Source organism: Streptomyces sp. F001 (genome assembly GCF_004187715.1).
Taxonomy (GTDB): domain Bacteria; phylum Actinomycetota; class Actinomycetes; order Streptomycetales; family Streptomycetaceae; genus Streptomyces; species Streptomyces flavusporus.
Map to the genome: position 1 here is coordinate 94403 of NZ_QZWF01000003.1, position 26506 is coordinate 120908.

General features: G+C 70.2%; 28 protein-coding genes and 1 pseudogene. 16 read left to right on the forward strand and 13 right to left on the reverse strand.

The features are described 5' to 3' along the window. The first annotated feature begins 216 nt into the window (after positions 1–216). The 4 genes from phoU to StrepF001_RS13545 all read left to right on the forward strand — a co-directional run bounded on the left by phoU (position 217) and on the right by StrepF001_RS13545 (position 2079). On the forward strand, positions 217–894 hold the full coding sequence (gene phoU, locus StrepF001_RS13535) for a phosphate signaling complex protein PhoU (RefSeq protein ID WP_129798509.1): 678 nt from the start codon (positions 217–219) through the stop codon (positions 892–894). Between the two features lie 125 nt (positions 895–1019). Next, on the forward strand, positions 1020–1181 hold the full coding sequence (locus StrepF001_RS45600; protein WP_165396262.1) for a hypothetical protein: 162 nt from the start codon (positions 1020–1022) through the stop codon (positions 1179–1181). Between the two features lie 114 nt (positions 1182–1295). Beyond that, positions 1296–1544, forward strand: a complete 249-nt coding sequence (locus StrepF001_RS13540) for an SCO4226 family nickel-binding protein (RefSeq protein ID WP_129798510.1) — start codon at positions 1296–1298, stop codon at positions 1542–1544. Positions 1545–1686: 142 nt separating this feature from the next. Continuing rightward, the gene (locus StrepF001_RS13545; protein ID WP_129798511.1) at positions 1687–2079 is read left to right on the forward strand and encodes a hypothetical protein; all 393 of its coding nucleotides are present in this window, start codon (positions 1687–1689) and stop codon (positions 2077–2079) included. A gap of 148 nt (positions 2080–2227) precedes the next feature. Here the strand turns inward: StrepF001_RS13545 and StrepF001_RS13550 are convergent, their stop codons facing one another. Further along, entirely contained in the window at positions 2228–2989 is a 762-nt protein-coding gene (locus StrepF001_RS13550; protein WP_129798512.1) for a phosphoglyceromutase, read from the reverse strand. Between the two features lie 167 nt (positions 2990–3156). Here StrepF001_RS13550 and StrepF001_RS13555 point away from each other — a divergent pair, with 167 nt between their 5' ends. The 4 genes from StrepF001_RS13555 (at position 3157) to StrepF001_RS13570 (ending at position 6937) form a co-directional block, all read left to right on the forward strand. Beyond that, positions 3157–4425, forward strand: a complete 1269-nt coding sequence (locus tag StrepF001_RS13555) for an MFS transporter (RefSeq protein ID WP_129798513.1) — start codon at positions 3157–3159, stop codon at positions 4423–4425. A gap of 302 nt (positions 4426–4727) precedes the next feature. Beyond that, positions 4728–5201, forward strand: a complete 474-nt coding sequence (locus tag StrepF001_RS46420; RefSeq protein ID WP_206306852.1) for an ATP-binding protein — start codon at positions 4728–4730, stop codon at positions 5199–5201. Between the two features lie 196 nt (positions 5202–5397). Further along, entirely contained in the window at positions 5398–5706 is a 309-nt protein-coding gene (locus StrepF001_RS13565; protein ID WP_129798514.1) for a hypothetical protein, read from the forward strand. A gap of 484 nt (positions 5707–6190) precedes the next feature. Beyond that, positions 6191–6937, forward strand: coding sequence for a SprT family zinc-dependent metalloprotease (locus tag StrepF001_RS13570; protein ID WP_165396263.1), 747 nt, complete (start codon positions 6191–6193; stop codon positions 6935–6937). Between the two features lie 13 nt (positions 6938–6950). Here StrepF001_RS13570 and StrepF001_RS13575 read toward each other — a convergent pair whose 3' ends face one another. Then, on the reverse strand, positions 6951–7376 hold the full coding sequence (locus StrepF001_RS13575; protein WP_129798516.1) for a DUF2000 domain-containing protein: 426 nt from the start codon (positions 7374–7376) through the stop codon (positions 6951–6953). Between the two features lie 49 nt (positions 7377–7425). On the opposite strand from StrepF001_RS13575, the gene StrepF001_RS13580 reads away from it, so the two are divergent. Both StrepF001_RS13580 and StrepF001_RS13585 read left to right on the forward strand, forming a co-directional pair. Next, positions 7426–8259: an AraC family transcriptional regulator gene (locus StrepF001_RS13580; protein ID WP_240797492.1), complete on the forward strand. Its 834-nt coding sequence runs from the start codon at positions 7426–7428 to the stop codon at positions 8257–8259. Between the two features lie 54 nt (positions 8260–8313). Next, positions 8314–8991, forward strand: a complete 678-nt coding sequence (locus StrepF001_RS13585) for a class I SAM-dependent methyltransferase family protein (RefSeq protein WP_129798518.1) — start codon at positions 8314–8316, stop codon at positions 8989–8991. On the opposite strand, the gene StrepF001_RS13590 is transcribed toward StrepF001_RS13585, so the two are convergent. The 3 genes from StrepF001_RS13590 to mshA form a co-directional block, all read right to left on the reverse strand. Next, positions 8973–9779 (reverse strand): hypothetical protein, encoded by an 807-nt coding sequence (locus StrepF001_RS13590; protein WP_129798519.1) that lies wholly within the window; start codon positions 9777–9779, stop codon positions 8973–8975. The two genes, StrepF001_RS13585 and StrepF001_RS13590, sit on opposite strands and share 19 nt — an antisense overlap. Before the next feature lie 96 nt (positions 9780–9875). Next, positions 9876–10379 carry a YbjN domain-containing protein gene (locus tag StrepF001_RS13595; RefSeq protein ID WP_129798520.1) on the reverse strand — a complete coding sequence of 168 codons (504 nt, stop codon included), beginning with the start codon at positions 10377–10379 and terminating at the stop codon, positions 9876–9878. 14 nt (positions 10380–10393) lie between these two features. Beyond that, on the reverse strand, positions 10394–11728 hold the full coding sequence (gene mshA, locus StrepF001_RS13600; RefSeq protein WP_129798521.1) for a D-inositol-3-phosphate glycosyltransferase: 1335 nt from the start codon (positions 11726–11728) through the stop codon (positions 10394–10396). 263 nt (positions 11729–11991) lie between these two features. Here mshA and StrepF001_RS13605 point away from each other — a divergent pair, with 263 nt between their 5' ends. The 3 genes from StrepF001_RS13605 (at position 11992) to StrepF001_RS13615 (ending at position 15730) form a co-directional block, all read left to right on the forward strand. Beyond that, complete coding sequence (locus StrepF001_RS13605) at positions 11992–12783, forward strand: class I SAM-dependent methyltransferase (protein WP_129798522.1); 792 nt, start codon at positions 11992–11994, stop codon at positions 12781–12783. Positions 12784–12974: 191 nt separating this feature from the next. Further along, positions 12975–14054 (forward strand): NlpC/P60 family protein, encoded by a 1080-nt coding sequence (locus tag StrepF001_RS13610; RefSeq protein ID WP_129798523.1) that lies wholly within the window; start codon positions 12975–12977, stop codon positions 14052–14054. 323 nt (positions 14055–14377) lie between these two features. Further along, positions 14378–15730, forward strand: a complete 1353-nt coding sequence (locus tag StrepF001_RS13615; RefSeq protein WP_240797493.1) for a fused response regulator/phosphatase — start codon at positions 14378–14380, stop codon at positions 15728–15730. Between the two features lie 351 nt (positions 15731–16081). Here the strand turns inward: StrepF001_RS13615 and StrepF001_RS13620 are convergent, their stop codons facing one another. The 5 genes from StrepF001_RS13620 to StrepF001_RS13640 form a co-directional block, all read right to left on the reverse strand. Then, positions 16082–16432 (reverse strand): DUF2516 family protein, encoded by a 351-nt coding sequence (locus StrepF001_RS13620; RefSeq protein WP_346656937.1) that lies wholly within the window; start codon positions 16430–16432, stop codon positions 16082–16084. A gap of 137 nt (positions 16433–16569) precedes the next feature. Further along, positions 16570–17235 carry a hypothetical protein gene (locus StrepF001_RS13625; protein ID WP_129798525.1) on the reverse strand — a complete coding sequence of 222 codons (666 nt, stop codon included), beginning with the start codon at positions 17233–17235 and terminating at the stop codon, positions 16570–16572. Positions 17236–17317: 82 nt separating this feature from the next. Next, positions 17318–17827, reverse strand: a complete 510-nt coding sequence (locus StrepF001_RS13630; RefSeq protein WP_129798526.1) for a helix-turn-helix transcriptional regulator — start codon at positions 17825–17827, stop codon at positions 17318–17320. Between the two features lie 428 nt (positions 17828–18255). Beyond that, positions 18256–18900 (reverse strand): NAD(P)H-dependent oxidoreductase, encoded by a 645-nt coding sequence (locus StrepF001_RS13635; protein ID WP_129798527.1) that lies wholly within the window; start codon positions 18898–18900, stop codon positions 18256–18258. A gap of 91 nt (positions 18901–18991) precedes the next feature. Next, complete coding sequence (locus tag StrepF001_RS13640; RefSeq protein WP_129798528.1) at positions 18992–19723, reverse strand: DsbA family oxidoreductase; 732 nt, start codon at positions 19721–19723, stop codon at positions 18992–18994. Positions 19724–19831: 108 nt separating this feature from the next. Here StrepF001_RS13640 and StrepF001_RS13645 point away from each other — a divergent pair, with 108 nt between their 5' ends. Further along, the gene (locus StrepF001_RS13645) at positions 19832–20308 is read left to right on the forward strand and encodes a helix-turn-helix domain-containing protein (protein WP_129798529.1); all 477 of its coding nucleotides are present in this window, start codon (positions 19832–19834) and stop codon (positions 20306–20308) included. A 985-nt stretch (positions 20309–21293) separates the two neighbouring features. On the opposite strand, the pseudogene StrepF001_RS13660 reads toward StrepF001_RS13645, so the two are convergent. Beyond that, positions 21294–21629, reverse strand: a pseudogene (locus StrepF001_RS13660) (helix-turn-helix domain-containing protein); the annotation flags it as partial. A 66-nt stretch (positions 21630–21695) separates the two neighbouring features. On the opposite strand from StrepF001_RS13660, the gene StrepF001_RS13665 reads away from it, so the two are divergent. After that, the gene (locus tag StrepF001_RS13665; protein WP_346656946.1) at positions 21696–22601 is read left to right on the forward strand and encodes an NAD(P)-binding domain-containing protein; all 906 of its coding nucleotides are present in this window, start codon (positions 21696–21698) and stop codon (positions 22599–22601) included. A gap of 11 nt (positions 22602–22612) precedes the next feature. On the opposite strand, the gene StrepF001_RS13670 is transcribed toward StrepF001_RS13665, so the two are convergent. Continuing rightward, positions 22613–23098: an HAD domain-containing protein gene (locus StrepF001_RS13670; RefSeq protein WP_129798531.1), complete on the reverse strand. Its 486-nt coding sequence runs from the start codon at positions 23096–23098 to the stop codon at positions 22613–22615. Between the two features lie 183 nt (positions 23099–23281). Here StrepF001_RS13670 and StrepF001_RS13675 point away from each other — a divergent pair, with 183 nt between their 5' ends. Further along, entirely contained in the window at positions 23282–24127 is an 846-nt protein-coding gene (locus StrepF001_RS13675) for a nitroreductase/quinone reductase family protein (protein ID WP_129799092.1), read from the forward strand. A gap of 161 nt (positions 24128–24288) precedes the next feature. Here the strand turns inward: StrepF001_RS13675 and StrepF001_RS13680 are convergent, their stop codons facing one another. Further along, the gene (locus tag StrepF001_RS13680; protein WP_129798532.1) at positions 24289–26358 is read right to left on the reverse strand and encodes an aminoglycoside phosphotransferase family protein; all 2070 of its coding nucleotides are present in this window, start codon (positions 26356–26358) and stop codon (positions 24289–24291) included. Between the last annotated feature and the right edge of the window lie 148 nt (positions 26359–26506).

Genomic DNA, 26506 nt, shown 5'->3' on the forward strand with positions numbered 1-26506 from the left:
CCCTAATGGTTGCCCACAGCCGTCCGGGTGCGACCTCGAACACTCGTCGCCCAGAGTTCACCTTGGAGCCAGGGATGGTTCATTTGAGGGGGCGGAAACGGACGCGTACGGCCCGGAACGTGGCAGCGTGGGGTTCGTAAGAACGGCTTTCACCACGGGCCACCGGCCCTCTGAATCCCCGAATGAATCCCAGAAATCGCACGAGAGGGAACCCTGATGCGGGACGCGTACCACGAGGAACTGGACTCGATCGGCGACAGCCTGGTCGAGATGGCCCGGCTGGTCGGGTCGGCGATCGGGCGCGCCACGACAGCCATTCTCGACGCCGACCTGAAGCTGGCCGAGAGCGTGATCGAGGCCGACAAGAAGGTCGACGAACTCCAGCACGACCTGGAGGCCCAGGCGATAGCCCTGCTGGCCCGCCAGCAGCCGGTGGCCACGGACCTGCGGATAGTGGTCACCTCGCTGCGTATGAGCGCCGACCTCGAACGCTCCGGCGACCTCGCCCAGCACGTGGCCAAGCTCGCCCGGCTGCGCTTCCCCGAGCGGGCGGTCCCGCACGACCTGCACGCCACGATCCTGGAGATGGGCCAGCTCGCGCAGCGTCTGATGGCCAAGACCGCCGAGGTCCTCGTCACCAAGGACATCGATCTGGCGATGCAGCTGGAAGCCGACGACGACGCGATGGACCTGCTGCACCGCACACTGTTCCAGCACCTCATCGACGAGCGCTGGAAGCACGGCATCGAGACCGCGGTGGACGTCACGCTCCTCGGCCGCTACTACGAGCGCTTCGCCGACCACGCGGTGGCCGTCGCCAAGCGTGTGGTGTTCCTGGTCACCGGCGAGCACGCGGACGAGCTCCAGCCCGAGATCCACGTCGAAGGGACCTGAGCGACGGGCGCGCGAAACCCCTGACCCGGCCGGGCCGCTGCGTGTGCGAGCCACAGTGCGCCGTTGATGCGCCCGGCAAACGGGGCTGCAATGGGCTGACAGGCACCAGCCTCGAGGAGGGACCCATGGCCGAATCCCCCAGCACGCCCGGTACGACGCCCGACCCCACCCAGGAACGCGCCAGCGAACAGCCCGCCGAGATCAACAGCCTCACGCTCATCGGCGCGTGCGGCTGCGGCTCGGGCTGCACGTGCGGCTGCCAGCAGGGCAATCCCTGCCAGTGCTGACTGAAGCTCCACGACGCCTGAGGGCCCCCGGCGCCGGCGCCGGGGGCCCTTCGCGTCGCCCTGCCTGCGGTACGGGCGCAGCATGGAGTAAGGACGGGAAGGAGGTGCGAGGCCATGGCTGAGTTCATGGACGTCCATCACGACATGCGGGGCATCACGGCCGACCAGCTGCGCGAGGCCCACCGGGCCGACCTCGCGATAGAAGGGGAAGAGGGCGTGCACTTCAAGCAGGCCTGGGCGGACCCGGACTCCGGAGTCGTCTACTGCCTGTCCGAGGCCCCCTCGGCGGAAGCGGTCCAGCGCATCCACGAACGCGCCGGGCACAAGGCGGACGAGATCCATCCGGTACCGCTGACGGTCTGACCCCGACGCCACGCAATCACCGACGGCCCCTGCCCGCGGAACGCGCAGACGGGGGCCGAGGAGATCGACCGATCGGGTCGAGTTGCCTGCCCAAGGGACTGTCGGCCTTTCTCCCGGGCCTTTCCCGGCCCAGGGTGTGATCATGAAGAACCTGCGATTGCACTGTCTGCACCGCTCCGTCGCGAGCACGGCTGCAGCAGCCGTCATCAGCCTTGCAGCGGCCCTGACCTCCGCCTCACCGGCCGGAGCCCAGGAGGACCAATCGTCCAGCCGTCAGACGTGCCACGTGGCCATGGAGCAGAAGCGGAGCGGCCTCGAACAAGTCATGTGGGCCGTCCTCAGCCCCCAGGCCAACACGGTGCTGCAGGACTACTGCTCACCTCAGCGTCAAGGCCAGGGCGACGGTCAACGTCAGGACCAGGGCGACGGTCAACGTCAGGACCAGGGCGACGGCCGCCCGCAGAGCGACGCCGCACGTTTCCTCCCGGCTTCCGGCGACATGACCGACGGTGGGCAAGGAGACACAGACCGGTAGCACTGACAGCCACCGGGCATGCGGGGCCACTTCGGACGCGGCCCGAACACCCCTGACGGACCTGCGACGGCCCCGAGCTGCCGCGAGCCCCCTGCCGGCGGAGAACCCGCGGGCAGGGGGTTCGATCAGTTCGGGCTACCGCTTCGGGCTACTTCTTCTTGCCCTGGTTCTTGACCGCTTCGATCGCCGCCGCAGCCGCCTCAGGGTCGAGGTACGTGCCGCCGGGGTTGACCGGCTTGAAGTCGGCGTCCAGTTCGTAGGACAGCGGGATGCCCGTCGGGATGTTCAGGCCCGCGATGTCCGCGTCGGAGATGCCGTCGAGGTGCTTGACCAGGGCGCGCAGGGAGTTGCCGTGGGCGGCGATCAGGACCGTGCGGCCGGCCAGCAGGTCGGGGACGATGCCGTCGTACCAGTACGGGAGCATGCGGACGACGACGTCCTTCAGGCACTCCGTGCGCGGGCGCAGCTCCGGGGGGATGGAGGCGTAGCGCGGGTCGTCCGACTGGGAGAACTCGGCGCCGTCCGCCAGCGGCGGGGGCGGGGTGTCGTAGGAGCGGCGCCACAGCATGAACTGCTCCTCGCCGAACTCGGCGAGGGTCTGCGCCTTGTCCTTGCCCTGGAGGGCGCCGTAGTGGCGCTCGTTCAGGCGCCAGGAGCGGTGGACCGGGATCCAGTGGCGGTCGGCGGCCTCCAGCGCGAGCTGGGCGGTGCGGATGGCGCGCTTCTGGAGGGACGTGTGGACCACGTCGGGCAGCAGGCCGGCGTCCTTGAGCAGCTCACCGCCGCGGACCGCCTCCTTCTCGCCCTTCTCGTTGAGGTTGACGTCCACCCAGCCGGTGAACAGGTTCTTCGCGTTCCACTCGCTCTCGCCGTGGCGGAGGAGGATCAGCTTGTACGGTGCGTCGGCCATGGCTCTGAGCGTAATCGAATGCTCTGATCGCTTGCGCGCCCGGCCGAAGCGTGGACGGTTGACGGGATCTGTTAATCGAGTGGCCGCCCCGGACCCCGCCTTCGTAAGGTGTGCCTACCAGAAGGGCCACTTACACCCGAGCCGCTTACGTCCGTGGGGGATCCTCGATGTCACTCGCCAGCCTGAGACGCGCCGCCACAGAGACCGTCTCCGGGCTCCCCCGCGAGTTCTGGTGGCTGTGGACCAGCACCCTCGTCAACCGGCTCGGCGGCTTCGTCGCCACCTTCATGGCGCTCTACCTGACCCTCGACCGCGGATACTCCGCCTCGTACGCCGGTCTGGTCGCGGCACTGCACGGGCTGGGCGGTGTGCTGTCCTCCCTCGGCGGGGGCGTGATGGCGGACCGGCTGGGGCGGCGGCCCACCCTGCTCGTCGCCCAGGCGTCCACCGCCGTGTCCGTCGCGCTGCTCGGGTTCATGCACCATCCGGTGGCCATCGCTGCCGTCGCGTTCCTGGTCGGTGCCGCCTCCAACGCCTCGCGGCCGGCCGTGCAGGCGATGATGGCCGACATCGTGCGGCCCGAGGACCGGGTGCGGGCCTTCTCCCTGAACTACTGGGCGATCAACCTCGGCTTCGCCGTGTCCTCCATGGCGGCCGGTTTCATCGCCGAGGTCAGCTATCTCGCCGGCTTCCTGCTGGAGGCCGGGATGACCATGGCCTGCGCGATCGTCGTGTTCGTCAAGCTGCCCGAGTCCCGGCCCGTCCAGACGGCCGCTGCGGCCAAGGAGGAGGCCGTGGGGCTCGGGACCGTGCTGCGCGACGGGCGGTTCATGAGCGTCGTCGGGTTGTCCTTCCTGGTCGCGCTGGTCTTCCAGCAGGGCTCGGTCGGTCTGCCGATCGCGATGGGCGAGGCCGGGTTCGCGCCCGCGGACTACGGCATGGCGATCGCCGTCAACGGTGTCCTGATCGTCGCGCTGCAGATCCCCGTCACGCGGTTCATCGAGCACCGGGATCCACGTCGGCTGCTCGTGATCTCGTCTCTGCTCGCCGGGTACGGGTTCGGGCTGACCGCCTTCGCCGGGTCCGTCGGGGTCTTCGCGCTCACCGTCTGCGTGTGGACCCTGGCGGAGATCGTCAACGCGCCCACGCAGACCGGGTTGGTCGTGCGGCTGTCGCCGGTGCACGGCCGCGGGCGCTACCAGGGCGTGTACACCATGTCCTGGTCCGTCGCCGGCCTCGTCGCGCCCCTGATGTCGGGCTTCGTCATCGACCGGTTCGGCGCCGAGTGGCTGTGGGGGCTGTGCGCGGCCGTCGGCACGGCAGCGGCCCTCGGCTACGGCGCCCTGATGCGCCGCCTGCCGGCCGAGGAGCAATCGGTTCCGACGAAGCAGCCGGAAGCTCCGGCATCAGAGCCCATGCCCGAACAGGCGGCCTGACCCCCCAGTCCGGTAGGCGCACAGGTGATCACAGCACTGCTCTGTGCGCGACGAGAGGAGGCCGGTGCGCTGCTGAGATTCCGTGTGGCGAACGTACGATCGCTGCGCGACGAGCAGGAGCTGTCCTTCACCGTCCCCGCAGGGCACGATCCCGGCCCCGCGCGAACCGTGGAGCTTGCTGGGGGCAAGACCGTCGAGGTCTACCCCCTGCTCGGCATCTTCGGCGCCAACGCCTCGGGCAAGTCCAACGTCCTGGCCGCTCTGGCCCACATGCGCAATGCGGTGATCAACTCGTACGGGAGGTGGACCACCTACGGCGGCCTCCCCCGCCAGCCGTTCGCCCTGGACGACAAGTCCGCACACGACACGTCCTTCTCTATGAGGTCGACTTCGTCGCCGAGGACGGCATCCGCTGGACCTATGGCTACGAACTCAGCGCGACCCGGGTGGAAGCCGAATGGCTGCACTCCTACCCGCGGGGACGGCGCCGGGTCTGGCTCGACGGGGACGCCTCCCGCGACGAGGAGTACGACTTCCCCGGCGGCCGCATCCAGGATCGCGCGCGCCTGGCCCGTACAACCCGTCCGAACGCCCTCTTCCTCTCTCACGCGGGCACCGACAACCACCCGCAGCTGACCCCGATCTTCCACTGGTTCGACCGGAACCTCTGGTGGATCGACTGCTGCCCCCGCGTGGCCGGCACCGCGTGGCCCCAGGCCCCGCGCTCGGCCAGCCCGAGACACGAAGGGCACCCGCACCCCGGGCGTACCCGTTGAGCCACCAACCGCCCCAGCATCCCCGCTTCCCCTCCTCCGCGGCGAGGACTCCCCCCTCGTACGCCCCTACGTCCTCTCCACGGCGAATTGCGCCACAAGAAGCGGCAGCAACGACAACGTCCCGGCGCCCTCCGGCTGGCCACGCACGGGCATTGGCATCGGCCCACGTCGGATCACGGCGTGAGGTGGCAGCGTAATGAGCCATCCCACCCGCGGCACCACCACCCGCCTCCTCCCCTGGCCCGGCCCCGAAGGCAAAACCTGCCACCTCCTCACCGACGACAACGGCGGCGGCTACCTGTCCCGGCTTGCCGACAACATCGAGTCCGTTCAGCTCGGCATGGGAAGTGAACTGCTCGGACATGCACGGGAGTTGCTCGACGACCCCAAGACCGGCACCGGTGAGCTCCGGTTCCTGTCCGTCCGGCTGACCGAGGCCCTGCAGGACGCCCTGCGCGTCGCCGAGAGTCGCGGGGCTCGGCTGCCTGTACCTGACGGCGACTGAAAGGCTCCAGACAGAGACGCCGACGTCGACCTGTCGGCAATCCCCTGAAAGTAAGTACCCCGGGGCGGCTACCTGCTTCCCCGGGAGGCCGTTGGCGAATCCTCCCTCGCCGCCAGGTCATCACTCGCCGGAATGTGACACTTTCACGGAAGGTGTCACATTCCTCCGACCGCTTACCGTGGGCCCGGCAGCATTGCCGGGTACGCCTGCGCCGCCGCCGGGATTCGCCAACAGCAGCCTCCTCCAGCAAAGAGCCGCCCCCTCCCCCGCCTTTGGCGTGATCACGCACATCACCCGCACGCCTGCCGCACACTGGACCGACAGGCAACCGGGGAGGCCGACCGAGCGGCCGTCACCACACAGCGTCGGCTCCTCGGAGGCGGGGGGGTGCGGAGTGGCGGTGCGGGGTGGGACGCGCAGTGAGATCGAGAACGAAACGCAGATCAAGGAGCGGAACGACTTCCTCGTCGTCTCGTAGTTGCGGGTGCGCACGCCGGCCGGATACGAGGAAATCCCAGACCTCGTCCTCTTCGTGAACGGCATCCCCGTCGCCGTCGTCGAGTGCAAGAGCCCCGATCTCCTGCGCGCTCCCGCGAACTGCGACAAGGGGCGCGCGCAGGAATTCGTGCGGGACCATGAGGACTGGATCGCGGAGAAGGCCCGCCTGCGTGATCGCTTCCGGCCGACCCATGCCTCGGTCGACCTGCGAGACGGAACCGTCTTCCGGTATCTCGGGCGCGCATACCGTCTGCTGCTGGTGGACATGGATGCCGGCCCAGTGCGGCTGCAGGCCGGGCGACTGTGCCTGGACCGGTCCGTGGCAGCCGGTCGGGACGCCGGACGCAAGGCGCTCATCGACTGGTACCAACGCACCGGAACGGCGTGGTCCCTCGGCAGGCTTCAGCCGTGGGCGGGGCGCATGAGCGTGGCCGAGCCCCGGGTGGAGGTGCGGGACCTCGGCCGGCGCTGGGGGGCGTACATCCCCGACAGCTCTGGGGAGGAGGACGCCCCTGGTCGGATGGCTCTCCACTGGGCCGTCTTCCAACTTCCGATACGTCTCGTCGACTACGTGATCGCCCACGAGCTGGCCCACATGCGCATTCCGGGCCACGGCCCCGACTACTGGAGGCTGCTGCGGCGGGCTATTCCGGAGTGCGAGCGACTCAAGGAGGAGCTGGACGAGATGGGACGCCGGGTCTGGCTCGGCGACCTGCCCGATCCAGAGGAATGATCACCCACCCCTGTCACGGGTGCATCCGTGCGCCCTTGAGGGCCTTGTCCACGGCGTTGCGCGGTCCGTACACCGCGAGCCCCACCAGATCCAGCTCCGCCGTCGGTACGGCCCGTACGGCCGACCGGTTGTCGCGGTCGTTGCCCGTGGTGAAGAGGTCCGAAGTGAAGACCGCGCGCGGGAGGGCGCGGGACAGCACGCGCGCGTGCGCCGCGGCGAGGGTTTCCTTCGTGCCCTCGAAGACCAGCACCGGCTGGCGGAACATGGGCAGGTACGGCACGCCGTCGGCGTCCTCGTACGGCTCGCCGATCACCTCGGGGACGGTCGCGCCGAGGCCGCTGACCAGGAAGGCGGTGACGTTGAGCCGCTGCCAGGTCTCCAGGTCCTCCCGCAGCAGGACGGCGATCTTGGTGTCGAAGCGGATGGGTTCGGTGGTCATGGGACGAGACTGCCGACCCGCAGACGACATCGTCTTGTACGTTCTTTGCATGGGCACCGGCAAGGGCTCGGCCGAGCAGCAGGACGTCTCCGCCTGGCGCCCGCGTGTCAGCGGCGTCGTGGAGGTCTTCCACGCCCACTTCACCGAGTACGCGTATCCGATGCACGTCCACGAGGCATGGACGCTGCTCATCGTCGACGACGGCGCCGTACGGTACGACCTGGACCGGCACGAGCACGGCACCCCGCACGACACGGTGTCCCTGCTGCCGCCGCACGTCCCCCACAACGGCTCCGCCGCCACCCCGCACGGTTTCCGCAAGCGCGTGCTGTACCTGGACGGCACCCGGCTGGGCGAGGATCTGATCGGCCCGGCGGTGGACTCCCCCGATCTCCGTGATCCCGTACTGCGCCTGCGTGTCGGCCAGTTGCACACCGCGCTCTCCCGCCCCGGCGACGAGTTGGAGGCGGACAGCCGGCTGACCCTCATCGGGGAGCGGCTGCGCGCGCACCTGCGGCCGACGGACAAGCCCGTGATGGGCACCCGCCGCCCCGACCCCGCCCTCGCCCGCCGGCTGCGCGAACTCCTCGACGAGCGCGTCGTGCAGGGCGTCACCCTCGACGAGGCGACCGGGCTGCTGAACGCCCATCGCGCCCATCTCGTACGGGCGTTCAGCACCGCGTACGGCATCGCCCCGCACCAGTACCTGATGTCCCGCCGCGTCGACCGTGCCCGCCGGCTGCTCCTCGACGGACGGCCGCCGGGCGAGGTCGCAGCGGTGACCGGCTTCTACGACCAGTCCCATCTCACCCGGCACTTCCGGAAGTTGGTGGGGGTGCCGCCGGGGCGGTACGCGAGGACGGCCAAAGAGCAAAGGTGGTGAGGATGGCCGGAAAGTGATGCGGTGCTTCAACCACCGGCCGTAGAGTCCGGCCTCATGGACTGGCATGCCTGGCACAATGCCTACGACATCCCCGACTCCTACTTCGGACAGCGCCTCGCGCTCGTCCAGCACCGCATCCGCCTCGCCCTCGACACCGCTCCGCCGGGCCCGCTCACCGCGGTCAGCCTCTGCGCCGGGCAGGGGCGTGATCTGATCGGCGTGCTCGCCGATCATCCACGGCGCAGCGACGTTCGTGCCCGGCTTGTGGAGCTGGACGAGCGAAACGCCACGGCGGCACGGCGGGCGGCCGCCGCCGCTGGGCTGTCCGGCGTCGAAGTCGTCGTCGGCGACGCCTCGTTAACCGACCACTACGCCGGTCTGGTGCCCGCCGACCTCGTCCTGGTCTGCGGCACGCTCGGCAACATCACCGACGCCGACGTCGAACGCACTCTCGACCACTGCACCCAGCTGTGCCGCAGGGGCGGCACGGTCGTCTGGACGCGCAACCGCAAGGCTCCGGACCTCGTCCCGCAGGTGTGCGCCTGGCTCGAGGAACGCGGATTCGAGCGCCTTTGGGTGTCCGATCCCGCGCTCATGCAGGGCGTCGGGGCCCACCGGTTCACCGGCGAGCCCCGGCCGCTCGCGCGCGGAGAGCGGATGTTCACCTTCGTCGGGTACGACACCCTGCGCCGAGGCACGGCGGGCGGGTCTCGTCAGACGACGTCGACGTAGTCGCCCTTGGCCGTCGCGCCGCCCGTCGTGGCCGTCTCACCGAAGGTCCAGCGCCAGTAGCCGTCGGCGGAGGCCGTGACCGTGGTCTTCAGATCACCTGTGGAGCCGGCCCGCACGTACTTGACCGTCGTGTACGTGCTGGTGCCCGCCTTGCGGAACTGCAGCTTGGCCAGCTTGTCGCCGTAACCGGCGTACGCGTGCTTCACCCAGTCCGCGCGCGTGGCCCTGCCCGTCACGGTGATCGCCTTGCCCTTCGCGACGGGCTCGGGGGAGGCATTGACGGTGGCCCGCGCCGCGCGCTTGACCTGCACGCTGCCGAAGCCGGTCAGGTACTCCTCGGCCTTGATCTTGGTGTCCGACTCGTCCCACAGGCGCGCGGCGACGGCGATCTTCCAGCTCGTGGCGTCGTTGTTGGAGTCCAGGGTGTAGCGCGGGTCGATGTACAGCTCGCCGTCGCAGTCACCGGAGGTCGGGCTGTCGTCGTACGTCGTGACGCTGGCCATGTAGATGCCGCCGTGGTCGGCGCCGGCGGCGGCCGTGGTGTCGTGGTACAGGTAGGGATGCGCGTCAATGGTGGTGGGCGTGTAGCCCGAGGGCCAGGTCACGCGGAAGCTGACGCTGGGGAACTTCTCCTCGCTGATGCCCACGACGATGGGCTTGCCGTTGTTCACGACCATGTCGGTCACCGTGATGCCGGTGTCCGACGCCTCCGCGGCCGGTGCGGTGAACGCCACGAAGGCGAGCGCTCCCGCGAGCGCGGCGGCGGTGCCGGTTCTGCCTGTGCGCATGCACAACCTCTTTGCTGGTAGGGCTCAACAGCGACTGAGACCGCGGCGGGCCTGCAGAGGTTGTACGGATGCCTGTGCTGAGTCCGTCCCTGGGATCTACTCCTGGGGACGCCGCGTCAGATGCGCGAAGGCGTCCAGGTTGCGCGTCGACTCCCCGCGTGAGGTCCGCCACTCGTACTCCTTGCGGATGGCCGACGCGAACCCCAGCTCCAGAAGCGTGTTGAAGGCCCCGTCCGCCGCCTGAAGGACCTGGCCGAGCAGCCGGTCGATCTCGTCCGCGGTGACGGCGGGCAGTGGCAGCTTGCCGGTGACGTAGACGTCGCCGAGCGGGTCGACGGCGTAACTCACGCCGTACAGCTTGAGGTTGCGCTCCAGGAGCCAGCGGTGGACTCCCGCCTCGTTCTCGTCCGGGTGGCGGATCACGAAAGCGTTGAGGGAGAGCGAGTGCCGGCCGACGATCAGGGAGACCGTCGTCGACAGCTTGCGGGTGCCGGGCAGCTTCACGACGTAGCGGCCGGACCCGGGACTCTCCCACTCGAGCTCGGCGTCCTTGAGCACGCCCTCGATGACCTCTGCCGCCTGCTGCTCTGCTGCCGCCATGGTCGGAGCCTACGTCAGCCGTGCAGGGCGCGGGCGCGGCGGCGGGCGTGCAGTGCGGCCGTGTAGACCTCGGCGGTGGCGGTGGCCGAGGCGTCCCAGCCGAAGGAACGGGCGTGCCGGGCGGCGGCCGCCCCCATCCGGGCGGACAGCTGCGGGTCGTCGGCGACATCACGCAGCACGCGCGCGTACGCGGCCGGATCGTGCCCCTGGACGAGGAAACCGGTCTGCCCGTCCCGTACGGCCACCGGAAGGCCGCCGACCGCGGCGGCCAGCACCGGCGTACCGGCCGCCTGAGCCTCTATGGCGACCAGGCCGAAGGACTCGCTGTAGGACGGCATGACCAGCACCGACGCGGCCCGGAACCAGTCCGCGAGCTGGTCCTGGTCCACGGGCGGGCGGAACCGCACCACATCCGCGATACCGAGGCGTGCGGCGAGCTTCTGCAGGCCCTCGGGCTTGGCCAGGCCGCTGCCGCTGGGGCCGCCGACGACCGGCACGACGATGCGCGAGCGCAGGTCGGGCCGCTCGTCGAGCAGCACGGCCACCGCGCGCAGGAGCACGTCAGGGGCCTTGAGGGGCTGGATACGGCCCGCGAAGAGGGGGATCAGGGCGTCCTGCGGGAGGCCCAGCCGGGCACGTGCGGCCGCGCGGCCGTCGGCCGGGTGGAACCGGCCGAGGTTCACGCCCGGGTGCACCACGGCGACGTCGGCGGGGTCGGCGGAGTAGTGCCGTACGAGCTGGTCGGCCTCCTCGGCGGTGTTGGCGATGAGCCGGTCGGCGGCGGCGACGATCTGGGTCTCGCCGATGACCCGGGCGGCGGGCTCGGGGGTGTCGCCGTCGGCGAGGTTGGCGTTCTTGACCTTGGCCATGGTGTGCATGGCGTGCACCAGGGGGACGCCCCAGCGCTGGGCGGCGAGCCAGCCGACGTGGCCGGAGAGCCAGTAGTGGGAGTGCACGAGGTCGTAGTGGCCGGGGCGGTGGCCGGCCCAGGCCTGCATCACCCCGTGCGTGAAGGCGCACAGCTGCGCCGGGAGGTCCTCCTTGGCGAGACCCTCGTAGGGGCCCGCGTCGACGTGCCGGACGAGGACGCCGGGGGCGAGTTCCACGGACGGCGGGAGGGCGGCGGTCGTGGCCCGGGTGAAGATCTCGACCTCGATGTTGATCGCGGCGAGGCGCTGGGCGAGCTCCACGATGTAGACGTTCATGCCGCCGGCGTCGCCGGTGCCGGGCTGGTGGAGGGGGGACGTGTGCACGGAGAGCATGGCCACACGGCGCGGTCGGCGGTGCCCCAGCCGAAGCCGCGGCGCCGCCGGAGAGCGGCGACCGAGCCTGCTGACGTATTGGCTCACGTCGCGTTCCTCCTTGCCGCGGGCACGCCTCGGGGAGGACGTGCGGGTCCTCGAAGGGTGGCAACGCCGGAGGGAGCCGCTCCATTTCCGCACTAGGCGTTTTTGCCGAATCATTACCGAGGGTCGCTCAACCGTTCGATGGATGTGGCGTGCACCAACGCCGGGCAACCAGAAACCCCCGACCACTTACCCTCGACTGCATGACGCCCCGCGCAGCGACCCTCCCCCACTCTCGGCTTCGCTCGAGCAAGGGGACCCCCATCGTGGGAACGGTGACGCGCGGGACGACCAGCCCCAACCGCCTCCGCCGTATGGACCGCTGGATCGCGGCGACGCACGGCGCCGACCTCCGCCGCACCGCCGACCCCGTCGCCGTCGACCTCGGCTACGGCGCCGCCCCCTGGACGGCTGTGGAACTGCTCACCCGTCTGCGCGAGACAGCGCCACGCGCGCGCGTGGTGGGCGTCGAGATCGACCCGGCCCGGGTCACGGCGGCACAGCCGTACGCACGCGACGGCCTCGTCTTCCGGCATGGCGGCTTCGAGATCCCGGTCCCGCAGCGGCCGCACCTCATCCGCGCGGCCAACGTCCTGCGGCAGTACGACGAGGCGGAGGTCGCCGACGTGTGGGCGCGGCTGTGCGCCCGGCTCGCGCCCGCCGACCCGGCGACCGGCGCGCGGGGCGGACTGCTGGTCGAGGGGACCTGCGACGAGATCGGGCGGCGGCACGTCTGGGTGGCCCTCGGCCCCGAGGGCCCGCGCACGGTCACCTTCGCGACCCGGCTGGGATCCCTGGAGCGCCCCTCGGACCTGGCGGAACGCCTGCCCAAGGCACTGATTCACCGCAACGTCCCCGGCGAGGCGGTGCACACCTTCCTGCGCGACTTCGACCGCGCCTGGGCTGCCGCCGCGCCCTACGCCTCGTACGGGGCCCGGCAGCGCTGGATCCGGGCGGTGCGGGACCTGACGGCCGACTGGCCGGTGACGGACAGACCGGCCCGCTGGCGGCAGGGCGAAGTGACCGTGCGCTGGGCCGCGTTGGCGCCCAGGATGTGATCACTTTCCCCCTCGTTTCCTACCCGGGCCGGGGATGCGGAACGATCTCGGTGAGTCGTTCGTCACAAAGGGCGGGGAGATCGTCGTACGACGGACGGAATGGGGGAGGGAGTCACTGCCTCTGTCGTTTTGCGCCGCGGCATGGCACGATCCCCGACGTTACTGACGGTGCATCAGTTTGGGGGCAGGGTATGGCAACGCGCAAGCGCAGCCTGATCGCGGCGGCAGTGACCGTGGTCTGCGCGGTCACCGTGCTGGCGGCGCCCGGCACGGCGTTCGCGGCCCCGGCTCCCACCCCGTCACCCTCGTCGACTTCCTCAACCCCGGTGTCCACCGAGGAACTTGAGACCGTCCGCAAGAAACTCGACAAGCTCTACCGGGCGGCGTCCTCCGCCACCGACGCCTACAACGCGGCGGAGGAGAAGGCCGAGCAGCAGTCCGCCGAGATCGTCGCCCTGGCCAAGAAGATCGCCAAGGGGAAGGAGAAGCTCCGGGAGTTGAAGAAGCGCGCGGGCGCCGCAGCCGCCGCCCAGTACCGCACCGGCGGACTCCCGCCCGAGGCCCACCTGATGCTGAGCGACGACCCGGAGGAGTTCCTCGACGGCACCGGCCGCGTCCGCCAGGGGGAGCGCGCCACCAGGCACCTCATCGAGGAAATGACCCGCACCCAGCAGGACTTGGAGCTGTACGCCAAGGACGCCTCCGCCCAGTGGGCGAAGCTGGAGGCCAACCGCAAGGCGAAGGCCGCCGCCCAGAAGAAGATCGAGAAGCAGATCGCGGCGGCCGAGAAGCTGGAGTCCCAGCTGGAGAAGGAGGAGCTGCAGCGCCTGGCCGAGCTCGAGGAGCAGGCCGCCTACGAGGCACAGACCACCTGGCTCAGCTCCGGCATCCTCGACGAGCTGCACGGCACCGCCACCGAGCAGAGCAAGAAGGCCGTGGAATTCGCGACGGCCCAGATCGGCAAGCCGTACGAATGGGGCGCCGAGGGCCCGAAGACCTACGACTGCTCCGGACTGACCTCCCAGGCGTGGGCGACGGCCGGCAGTGTGATCCCGCGCACCTCGCAGCAGCAGTGGCAGCAGCTGAAGCACATCGACATCGAGGACATGCGCCCGGGCGACCTGATCATCTACTTCGACGACGCCAGTCATGTCGGGATGTACGTGGGCGACGGCGCGATGGTGCACGCCCCACGACCAGGGCGGGAGATCACGATCGCGGGTGCCGGATCGATGCCGATCCTTGGGGTTGTACGGCCGGACGCGGGCTGAGAGGACGTACGGCGGACTCGGGCCGAGGGACGTACGACGGACATGACCGACGGCCGTACCGCCAACTCGTGAGCTGGGCCACGTGACCCACTCCACCCCGTGCCGCCCCCTCAAACCCCCGGCGGACGTGACCTTCGTCATCCCCGGCAGCGCACCACCCTGCCCAACTGCGGTATAGAACGCGGCATATGACAGTGGCCGCATCCGGAGCGGCGTGGCTCACACCATTCCTTTGCGGCGCCGACACCCGCTATGGTCCCGGTCGGTGGGTCGAGGTCCCTCGCCCCGCCGTGCCCTCGGGGGGAGGGAAGGAACTCAGGACAATGCCCGTACCCGTACCGCGGCAGAGAGCGATCCCGGCCGTGGAAAGTGGTCAGGTGCAGGCCGTGTCGACAGTCGGCGGCCACTCCGGTGCATCCGACGCAGAGACCGCATACAAGGAAAAAACCGCCGAGAACACCAAGAACACCACCAACACCCTCGTCGGCTCCGACACGATCAGCACCAACCTGACGCTGCTGCTGATCGAGGACGACCCCGGCGGCTCGCCGATCGTGCCCGAACTGCTCGATCAGGCCGGCAAGCCGATCCGCGTCCGTACCGCCCGCAACCTCACCGAGGCCGAGCGGCTGCTCACCGACGATGTCCACTGCATCCTGCTGGACCTCGCGCTGCCGGCGCCCGGCCGGGCGGACGACAGGGACGACGAGCTGTCCGTGCTGCGCCATGTGCTGGAGCTTGCGCCCCGGCACGCCGTCCTCGCCCTCACCGCGTCCGGTGACGCCGAGCGCGGCGCCGAGGCGGTGCGGGTGGGCGCCCAGGACTACCTGTTCCGCGACGAGCTGGACGGCCGCCTGCTGAGCCGGGCGATCCGTTATGCGGTGGAGCGGAAACGTTCCGACACGGCCGAGCGGCGGCTCGCCGAGGGCCGGATGCGCGCCCAGGAGAACCGCCGGCTGGAGCGCGGGCTGCTGCCCACGCCGCTCCTCGACGGCTCTCCGCTGCGCTTCGCCGCCCGCTACCGCCCCGGCCGCTCACGCGCCCTGCTCGGCGGCGACTTCTACGACGTCGTGCGCACCCCGGACGGCACCGTGCACGCCATGATCGGCGATGTCTGCGGCCACGGCCCGGACGAGGCGGCGCTCGGCGTGGAGCTGCGCATCGCCTGGCGCGCGCTGACGCTGGCGGGGCTGTGCGGGGACGAGCTGCTCGGCACGCTGCAGCAGGTGCTGGAGCACGAGCGCTCGGACGACGAGATCTTCGCGACGCTGTGCACGGTGGACATCGCGCCGGACGGCCGCCGCGCGGGCCTGTGCCTTGCGGGGCACCCGGCTCCGCTGATCGCCCGTCCCGGCCGGCCGGCCCGGCTGCTGCCGTACGACAACAACGGCCCCGCCCTCGGCCTGCTGCCGGGTGCCCGCTGGCCGCGGATGCAGGTGGAGCTGGGCCGGGAGTGGAGCCTGATGCTCTACACCGACGGTCTGATCGAGGGCCACATCGGCCAGGGCCGCGAGCGGCTCGGCCAGGACGGCATGGTCGAGATGATCCGCCGCCAGCTGGCCCAGGGTCTGAGCGGCGAGGAGCTGCTGCGGGCGGCGGTCAACGAGGTCCGCCAACTCAACGGCGGCGAGCTGGCGGACGACGTAGCGGTACTGCTGCTGGACAGGGTGCCGTAGCGTCTCTGATTGGCTTAGTGACCCTCAGTGTTGCTCAGGGTGTAAGCCAATCGCCTTCGTGCCCTGGTGCCGATCGTCGAAGCGGTCGGCCCGCGTGGCACGTCCCTCCGGACGCTGGTCGGCCCAGCCTGCACAGCCATGGGGCCGGGAGGGTGCCCGACGTCGCCTGGGCGCCGGGCGTGCGCGTGACAGTCTGCCACAGGATCGCTACGGATCGCTACGGATCGCTGATCAGACTGATGAGCCTCCGGCGGTCATGGCGCGGTGGGCCGTGGTGCCGTCCGCCGTCGTACGACCGGCGGGCGGTAATACCGCCGCCGTACGCCCGTATCACCGCCCGTCGTGTACGGCTTACCGCCCGCCGTTGTACGGCCCGTACGGCCCGTCACTGCTGGAGCCTTTGCGGGCGCGGCCGCCGCCGGGCAGGCCGCGCAGGGCGGGGCGTACGTCGACCATGTACACGATGGTCGCGATGAGCCCGATGATGGGCAGGAACGACAGGATGTTGAAGATCAGGTTCACCACGAAGGCGAGCCCGAGGATGATCAGCCAGAACGGCTTGGTCTGCTTGTCGGCCGCGCGGTAGGCGTCCTCTCGGCGCGTGGCCGCGTCGATCAGCGCGAAGCCGCTGAAAAGGATCAGGGCCACGCTCAGCAGCCACATGAACCCTGCGAACCCCTGCAACAGCACAACGTCCACCACCCGACTCGGCTAGTCCTACGCGGTCACCGTACCCGCAACCGCAGGCCCGTTACCCGAAGAACGGGCCGAGCACCCCAGGAGTGCCCGACCCGTTACAGCTCACCCGTTCGTGTCACTCAGTGTGATCGCGGACGGTGTCACTTCGCCGGCGGTGTGGTCTTCTTCGCCGGCGTCTTGCGGGCCGGGGCCTTCTTCGCCGCGGTCTTCTTCGCCGGAGCAGCCTCGGTCCCGGCCGCGGCCTTGGTCTCGGTCTTGGCCGCGGCGGGCTTGTCCTCCTTGACCTCGACCGGCTCGGCCTTCGGCTCGACGGCCACGGCCAGCTCCTCGATCTCCTCGGCCGCCTCGCCGCGCCAGGTCTTCACGGCCTGCTCGCCGTGCTCGGCGACCTTCTCGTAGGTCTCACGAGCCTTCACGGCGTACTCGGCGGCCACGCCGACGCTGCGCAGGGCGAGGTCCTGGGCACTCTCGCCGAGCTTCTTCAGGTCGGCGTCGATCGTGCTGCCGAGCTTCTTCAGATCCGCGTCGAGGGAGCCGAGGAACTCGTTGACCTTGTTCTGGAAGGTCTCCTGCGTCTCCTTGACGCGGACACCGGCCTCCTTGGCGCGGGCGCTGGCCTTCTCCTGGACGGCCTTGGGGTCGGTGTTGCGGACGGCCTCGATACGGGCCGGGGCCTCGGCGCGCAGCTGCTCGACCAGGCCCGGCACCTTCCTGGCCTGCTGGAGGGCCAGGTCGGCGGTGCCGGCGGCGAAGTAGAGCGGCCTCGGGTCGCTGAGGGTCTTGCGCAGGTCGTCGGTGATGGCCATGGTGCTGGTCCTCCCGGTGGCTTTCTCTTGAGGGTTTGGGGTCCCGCAGCCGGTCAGCCGCCCGGCCGGGCGTTCCGCTCGCTCAACCGGCGGTCCGCCGCTGCGGGTCGGCGTCGCTGCCGTCGGCCGTGCGGGGGCCGCGTACGCCGGTGTCGCTGTCGTGGGCGTCGCCCCGAACGTCATCGTCCTGAACGTCATCGACCTGAACGCCGTTGTCCTGAAGGTCCTCGCCCGGAACGCTCTCGAAGCCGTTCTCCTTGCGAAACGACTCGTACACCTGGAGCAGCACCTGCTTCTGCCGCTCGTTGAGGGTGGGGTCGGCGAGGATGACGGCGCGCGTCTCCACCTCGTCCCGGTCCCGCTCGGCGTCGAGGATCCCGGCCCGCACGTACAGCGTCTCGGCGGAGATCCGCAGCGCCTTGGCGACCTGCTGCAGCACCTCCGCGCTCGGCTTGCGCAGCCCGCGTTCGATCTGGCTCAGATACGGATTGGACACCCCGGCAGCGTCGGCGAGCTGCCTGAGCGACAGCTGCGCGTTGCGCCGCTGCTCGCGCAGATACTCACCGAGATTGCCGACGTTGAGCGTTGCCATACGTCCACCTTGCCGCGCCGCGCTAACTTTTGCAAGCACCCTGCTTGCAAAAGTGCGCCAGGCCACCTACCCGCGACTTGAGACTGAGCACGACAGGTGTCGTATTTGCAGGGAGCCGACGCGCTGCGCGCCGCCGCGGCCGGGGACCCTTACCTCACCTCGCTTCTCGGATGCCTGGCTACAGGCATCGGGGACCGGACGCCGCTGGTGGGACCGTTCACCACCTGTCGCCGCACGGCCGTGCTGTCCTTCCGGGCCCTGTTCAACCGGCTCCAGCCCAGCCAGTTTCTTCTTGCCGTGGTGGCCACGCCGATCATGGAGCTGGTCTTCTACACCTACCTCGGCGACCATCTCGGCATCGAGGACAGCAGGTTCTTCGTTCTCGGGGGCTCCATGCTCGCACCGCGGCGCGGCGGTGCCGGGATGAGTCAGGCGGCGAGCTGCTGGCTGATCTTCTCGGCCTGCACGCGGGCCTGCTCGTGGGCATCGGCCAGGGAGGCCTCGTGGACCGGGATGAGGTGGGCGAGTGCCGGGACGACAGGGGCCTTGGTCAGCTCGGGGGTGAGGGTGGTGACGTCGAGGCCGAGGTAGGCGGTGTCGCCCAGGACGGACTCCAGGGCCGGGACGAGGAAGTCCTTGCCGTGGTTGGGGGTGCCGGGGCCGTAGCCGCCGCCGCGGGCGGAGATCAGCACGGCCGGGCGGCCGGCGGAGGGGGCTACGCCGGTGGGGTTGATGGTCCGGCCGGGGATGATGACCTGGTCGAGCCAGGCCTTGAACACCGAGGGCATCGTGCGGTTGTACATCGGCACGGTGAACAGGTAGGCACTCGCCCCGAGGAACTCTTCGACGAGTTCGTTCTGAACGGCGGCAGCTGCGGCCTGCTCCGCGGTGTGCTGGGCGGGGTCGGTGCGCTGGGCGGCGACGCCCGCCGCGCTCAGGTGCGGCACGGGTGAGGCGGCCAGGTCCCGGTGGACGACCTCGCCCGTCCAGGCGTCCCGGAAGGAGTCGGCGACCTGGCGGGAGACCGAAGCGGCACCGATGGAGGAGGAGTCGAGATGCAGCAGGTAGGACATGGGGAACGACGCCTTTCGTACGGGGTGTTGGTCGGTGGGCCGCGGTTCGTGCGGCCCACCGGGCTATGAGTGCAGCGGACCAGGGCGGGGGTCAGCCACGGGCGGCGTGATCGGCGGGCAGCACGCACCCGTCCGGGCCGCAGATCGCTTCGGCGTCCCCGGCCGGGGTCTGGACGAGCTGCGGGTGGGTGGCGTCCCATACCTGCTGGAAAACGCCGAGGAGTGTGTCGGTGTCCTGGGCGCCGGAGACGGCGTACTGGCCGTCGACGAGGAGGAAGGGCGCCCCGCGGGCGCCGAGGGCGGTGGCGCGGCGGGCCTCGTCCTGGACCTGCTGCCGGAAACGGCGCTCCACCAGGGCCTGCCGGGTCTCGTCCCGGTCCAGGCCGAGTTCGTCGCTCAGTTCGAGCAGCGCGTCCACGTCGAAGAGTGAGCGGGCCTCGCCGAAGTAGGCGCGAAAGCCCAGGTGCCACGCCTCCGCGTGCTTGCCCTGGGCGGTGGCATGGGCAAGGAACTCGTGGGCCAGTTGGGTGTTGGCCTTCTTGTTGGCCAGCACGATGTACGGCCTGAGCCCCTCGCGCTCGGCCAGCACCTCGACCCGGCGGGTGGCCGCCTCGGCCTGGGCGTCGTCCATCCCGTACTTCTGCTTCAGCATCTGCCGGGCGGGCACCGCGGGGCTGCTCGGCAGGTCGGGGTCCAGCGGGAAGGAGCGGTGGATGAGCTCGATGTCGCCGCCATGGGTGAACCGCTCCACGGCTTGGTCGAGACGATGGTTGGCCAGACCGCACCACGGGCACGTCAGGTCGGACCAGATTTCCACCTTCACGGCAGGCACCTCCAATACTTACGCTTTGGATGTAGCGCCATGATGGACCCGTATGGGAGGCCGTACAAAAGGCACATGGGTGTGTGCGACCGGAAGGAAATGTGCGTCATGGACACCACCGCAGGTCAGGTCACAGGCAAGACGGACACCGCCGCACCCTCGGGACCCTGCGCCCGCTGGCCGGTGGAGAACAGGGAGATCATCCGGCAGATCCTGGACCGGGCCGGCGACAAGTGGAGCACGCTCGTGATCGCCGCCCTGGACGACGGCCCGCTGCGCTACACCGACCTGCTGCGCCGCATCCCCGGCATCTCCCAGCGCATGCTGACCCTCACCCTGCGGCAGTTGCATCGCGACGGCCTGATCACCCGCACCGCCTACGCCGAGGTGCCGCCGCGCGTGGAGTACGTCCTCACCCCCCTGGGCCTCACCCTGCACGACATCGTGGTGTCCCTGATCGACTGGGCCGGCATCCACCACGACGAGATCCGGGAGAACCGGGCCCGCTTCGACGCAGCCACCGAGCGAAGCCCCGCAGAACGGGGTGCCGAAGGTTCCCGTGCCCGGCGTGGGCGGACCAGCTGATACGCGTCCGAACCGTCGGCCGGGGGGCGGCCCCATGCCGCTTTTCTCCCGCTGTTCCTCGCGCCGGTGGCGTTGTTCGTCGCGCTGGTGCCAGGCGTCGATGTCGCGGGGATTGTTCAGGGCGGCGTCGAGGGTCTCCCACCGGCCAGGCCGCAGCGCCACCACACCGCATCCAGCGGGCCATGGGCCTGGAGGCGGTCGAGGGTCGGTGAACAGGATCGGGATGCGTCGGTAGCTGACCGGACGACCGGCACCTCACCGAAGACGTCGACGACTTTCTCGCCCGAGCCGGAGCCTTCCCGCGCGCGGCCCGGCCTGCACGTCATGCCGCTGACGTGGGCCGCGAGAGTACGAGCAGGTGGGGCGGACGCGTTCGGCACCGAGGCCCCGTTTCGGCTTGCTGGAGCAAGCGGGCGAGGTCCACGCCGCCTTCTACCGCCTCCCGCCCGCGCTCGCCTGATGTCCCTCACCCCCGACGACCTCACGGGCACGCTGGCCCAACTGACCTCCCTGGCCACGGCGATGACGCTGATGGCGGCCAGATCGGTCACCGTGACCCTCGCAGCGCTGGGCAGACACGAGGAACGACAGTCGGCGTCCCCGGTACGCGCCCGGGTGCCCTGTCGGAACCCGCCGCCGCGGACCAGGGACTGTCCGGCGGATCAGGCTGGCTGCGAGCAATGGCAGGACCCGGCTGCTGCGCGGGGAGTGCCCACTTTTTTGTGCGTACTTGGCAGCACCGGACCTCCGGGGAGAGGCTCGTCGCAGGCGGTCGGAGGGCGCCGCCGGAGGGTGAGGTGGGTGTGGTCAGTCAGGAGGCTTTCCGGATCGCTTCGGGTTCGATCTCGGTTTCGGCCCTGGCCCTGGCTTCGGCCCCGGGCCCGGCTTCGGCTTCGGGCCCGGCTTCGGCTTCGGGCCCGGCTTCGGCTTCGGGCCCGGCTTCGGCTTCGGGCCCGGCTTCGGCTTCGGGCCCGGCTTCGGCTTCGGCTTCGGCGAGTTTTTCCAGCCGACGGTGGCCCCAGTCGGACAGGGGCGCCAGGGCCTCGGCGAGGTCGCGGCCGAAGTCGGTCAGGGAGTAGACGGTCTTCAGGGGCAGCACGTCGTGCACCTCCCGGTGCACCAGCCCGTCCGTCTCCATCTCCCGCAGTGCCTGAGTCAGGACCTTCTCGCTGAGGCCCGGCAGCTTCCGCCGCAGTTCGGCGGGGCGGTGGGGCCCCGACTCCAGGAGCCAGAGCAGGGCGGTCCTCCACTTGCCTTCGATCACGACGATCGCGGCAGTCACTCCGCAGACGTTCAGGTCACGGGCACGGCTGCGCGTCATTTTCGCCCCATTCATCATGGATTATCGGCAATCTCAACTGGCAGCAACGTCAAGCTATTCCAAGGGATCCAAGGGAGTCGCATCATGTCCACCCACTCCGACCAGTCCGCCGTCACCGTCCTCGGACTCGGCCCGATGGGCCGCGCCCTGGCCGGTGCCTTCCTGGACGCGGGCCTGCGGACCACGGTCTGGAACCGCACCCCGGGCCGGGACGGCGAACTCGTCGCCCGCGGGGCGATCACGGCGCGGTCCGCGGAGGAGGCAGTCGCCGCGAGCGAACTGATCGTGGTCTGCGTGGTGAACTACGACGCCGTGGACGCCGTCCTGCGCCGGGACACCGTCGTTGAGGCACTCAAGGGACGTACCGTCGTCAATCTCAGCGCCGACACCCCGGACCGCGCCCGCGACACGGGCGACTGGGCGACCCGGCATGGCGTCCGCTACCTGGACGGCGCGATCATGACGCCGACCACCACCATCGGCACGCCCGACGCGGTGTTCCTGCACAGCGGACCCGAGGGGCTGTACCGGGAGCACCGGCCGGTACTGGACGTCCTCGGCGGCACCCACACGCACCTCGGTGAGGACATCGGCCGGGCCGCGGCGTACGACGTCGCGCTGCTCGACATCTTCTGGACGGCGATGGCGGGCTACGCGCACGCCCTGGCGATCGCCCGGGCGGAGGGCATCACCGGGCGGGAGCTGGCGCCCTTCGCGCAGGGCATCGGCGCGATCCTGCCGCCGCTCTTCGCGGAGTTCGCGGGCGACGCCGACGACGGCACGTACTCCGGCGAGCTCAACCCGATCACCTCCGCGGTGTCCTCCATGGCCCACGTGATCGACACCTCCGAGGCGCACGGCATCGAGGCGGGCGTGATGCGCGCGGTCGAGGGCCAGGCCCGCCGGGTGATCGGTCTGGGCCACGGAACGGACGGGTACATCCGGGTCACGGAGCTGCTCGGCCGACGCTGAGCGAACCGGCGTCAGCGGCCGCCCAGCCACTCCTCCACGACCCCGAAGTCGTCGTCGGTCAGTCCGTGCCGGTGGTCGACGCGGTGCAGCAGCGCCCGTTCGGGGAGAGGAAGGGCGGCCACCCAGTCCCGGTCGGCGCCGGTGATTTCGTCGTCCAGCCAGACGAAGGGGCGCCCGGCCGCCCACGCGACGATGGACCGGGTCTTCCAGTGCAGCGGACCCGGGCCTTCCGGCTCGTCCGGCCAGTGCACCACCGGCAACGGCGGCAGGCCGAGCCAGGGCGCCACGCAGGCGTTGGCGTCATCGAGCCACGTCGTGGCCCACACCAGCTCGCACCCCAGCATCAGCAGCCGGGGCCCGAGCGCGGGGTCGATCCTGGCCAGCAGGGGGTGTGCGGCGGCCTCGGCCGTCAGCTCGAAGGGTGTCTCGTACGCCGGGTACGGGTCCCCCGCCCCGAACGGGAGCAGCGTCCCGTCGATATCCAGGAAGAGGAGCATCACGACCTACGCTACTGTGCCCCCATGACTGCCGGGTTTGCGGCCGAGTGCCGCGAGCGAGTTGGGTGCCCGGCCTCCGAGTGAGGTCGGGGCGGGCCAGGAGCCCGCCGTTCTTTCTCTGCGCACACGTCCCAGAAGACGACGACAGAGAAGGAACACAGAAGGAAGCGCATGCCCAACGACATCATCAACGACTTCAACCAGCAGGTCATCGAAGAGTTCCGCGCCAACCAAGGCCGCGTCGGCGGCCACTTCGAGGGCGCCCGGCTCATCCTCCTGACCACCACCGGGGCCCGCTCGGGCGCCCAGCACACCACCCCCGTCGGCTACCTCCCCGACGGCGCCGAACGCATCCTGGTCATCGCCTCCGCGGGCGGCGCCCACCGGCACCCGGCCTGGTATCACAACCTGGTCGCCCACCCCGAAGTCACCGTGGAGAGTGGCGCATTCACCTACCAGGCGCGGGCCGTGGTGCTGGACGGCGAGGAGCGCGACCGTGCCTTCGCTCGGGCCGTCGAGGCGGACCCCGGCTGGGCGGCGTATCAGGAGAAGACGCGACGGGTGATACCGGTCGTGGCGCTGTACGAGATCGCCGGCGACGGGCCCCCGAACATCAACGCCGGCTCCATGGGAGAGGCGATCAAGGTCGTCCACGACGCCTTCCGCCGGGAACTCGCCCTGATCCGGCAGGAGATGAGCAGCATCGACGGCAACAGCCCGCAGCTCGGCGCACAGCTGCGCGTCAACTGCCTCACCTTCTGCCACGGCCTGCACAACCACCACACCGGCGAGGACCTGGGCCTGTTCCCGTTCCTGGCCGACCGCCACCCCGCGTCCGCCCCCACGCTGGAGCGGCTGCGCGAGGAGCACGAGCGGATCGCGGAGCTGGTCGAGGAACTGCGCCGGGCGGTCGCGGCGGAGGACCCGGCCGCCGCACGCGCGGAGGTCGAACGCCTCACGGCCGAGCTGGAGGCGCATCTGGCATACGAGGAGGAGCAGTTGATCCCCCTCCTCGACGCCGCCACCTGACCGACCACGGGCGCCTGCACCGCACACCGCAGGCGCCCGTCAGGCCGCCGTCGGACCGCCTGCTCCCTCGCACGGACATGTCGCGCCGCCTCCCCCGTGCCGCTGAACCGACGGGGCGTCACATGCTCGCGGTCACCACGCCTCGCCTTGCCATGGTCCCGTCAGGCCAGGGCGCGAGCAAGATACGGGTTGGCCGTTGCGCGCAAGGGCAGGCCGAGGGAGCCCGTGGCGGCAACCAGAGTCATCGCGTACGAGTCCACGGCACGGCGGACGTTCGGGGCGTCCAGGCTCGCGCCCGTCACCAAACGGTCCAGGTCCACGTAGGCGGAGCGAACGATCTCGATCCACCGGTAGACACGCCAGTCCTTGCGCCAGTCCCGGGTGTGTACGACGGGCAGCCGGCTCTCCCAACGCCGGAACATGCGGTCCCGGATTTCCGGCCTGGTCGGGGTGAGGTGCATGTGCCGAACCAGGTCGTAGAGGGGGTCACCGACAAGGGCCATCTCCCAGTCGATGATCGTCAGCGCCAGGCGGTCGTCACGGCGTACGAGGTTCCACGGGTTCAGGTCTCCATGCAGCAGCGCCGGTTTTCGGTGGGTCACCTGGTAGCGGGACAGGATCTGGCTGAGACGGTCGGCGTCGGGCAGCCCCAGCAACCTGGCGAGCTGTTGGGACTCTTTGGGCAAGTCGCGTACCAGCGCGACGAGTTGATCGCACAGCCAGGCGTGGAAGCCGCCCTCGCCGGCCGTCGGGTCGACCTGCGTGTAATCCACCTCGGTCAGAGCGCGGAGCTGGTCGACGAGTCCGTCCGCCTCATGCGGCAGCAGGCCGTGCACCGGGTGGTTCGGAGGACGGTCCATGTCGGGCGAACCGGCGTAAGGCCCGACATAGGTGTGAATGGCGAACGGTTCCCCTTGGTAGCTTCTGCCCAGCGCGAGGGCCTTCGGTGCCGCCACTTCGACCCGTGACTGCTCGATGGCCTGGAGCACGGCGTGTTCGCTGAGGTAGCTGGGTTCTCGACGGCAGACGTTCGCCACCATGCGGCGCACCACAACCGGGAAGTCGACTCCACTTACCCTGACCACGGAATTGAGGTGTGCCGTGCCCTTGAACACCCGGCCGGCCGGCGCCGCCCCCTCCTCGCGCAGCGCCTCTGCCACAGCGGTGCGGGGAAAGCCGGGGTGCTCCGGCACTCTCTCGTCCGGCTCCCAGTCGAATGCCTTCGCGACCGAGCCGTGGGCACCGCAGGTCGCAGCGCGACGGGAGGCTCGCCAGCGGTAGAGGATCGTCTCGATCTCCTGGGTACCCGGAACACGGTTGAGCCGGAGTGGTTCTGCGGCGGCCTCCAGGGCCCGGGACACCGACGCCGTCGCCTCGTCAAGGCTCCTCAGCTCGAACGATTCCTCCAGGGAGCGTGCGGCCCGCACGACGTCCGGGTAGACGGACTGGGCCCGCTCGAAGTCGAGGTAGTGGCGCAGATCCCTGCCCAGACCGCGCACGGCTGCCGGGCGGATCCGCTCCATGGCCTTCGCCCACGCATCGGTCACTTCGCCCCATTGGAACGACGGATATTGCATGCGCACGAGGTGGGTCGCCAGGTCGTGCAGCGGATCTCCGTAGGTCGCCAGTTCCCAGTCGACGCAGGTGAGGGGCAGATGACCGCCGGGCGACGTGATCACGTTGTCCCGGTGGAGATCCCCGTGCAGCAGGCTGTAGGGCCTCCGCGTCATGACCGGCACCCGTTCCCGCAGGCGCACCATTGCGTCTTCCGGAATGCCCAGCGCCGTGAACAGTCCACCAAAGGCAGGCCAATTGGTCTGCCGGATCTGCTCGTCCGCCCGGCGTGCAAGGGTCTGGAGGAAGCCCTGACTGTCCGTGTCGTTTCCGGGCCAGTATGCCGGGAGAGGGGGCAGCGCACCTCTGCGTACCTGGGCCAGCTGCGCGAGCAGTCCGACCAGTTCATTCATCAGCACGGTGTCCACGGGCTTGCCGTTCCCGCAGACACTGGAGAGCGGTTCACCTTCCACATAGCTGTGGATCGCGAACCCGTCACCTTTGGCGAGGCACTGTGGCACATGGGGCAGGATGCCGCCGATAGCGTCGAGGATCTGCGCTTCGTCCTGCCATGTCCTGATCACGACGGGCACCGCGTCATCGCGCCGGATCCTTACGGTGACAGACGCGCCGGCCTCCAGGCCCAGTAACCGTGCCAGGTCCTCCGTCAGAGGCATCACGTAGTTTTTGTTGTGATGCCCGCTGCTTGCGTTCCCCCATGCCGCCGCGGTTGCCACAAACGCCTTGACGGCGGGCAGATCACCGGCGGCACGCGCCCCGAACAGGCGTCGGGTGGGAACTGAGGGTGCACCCACTGGCCGCTCC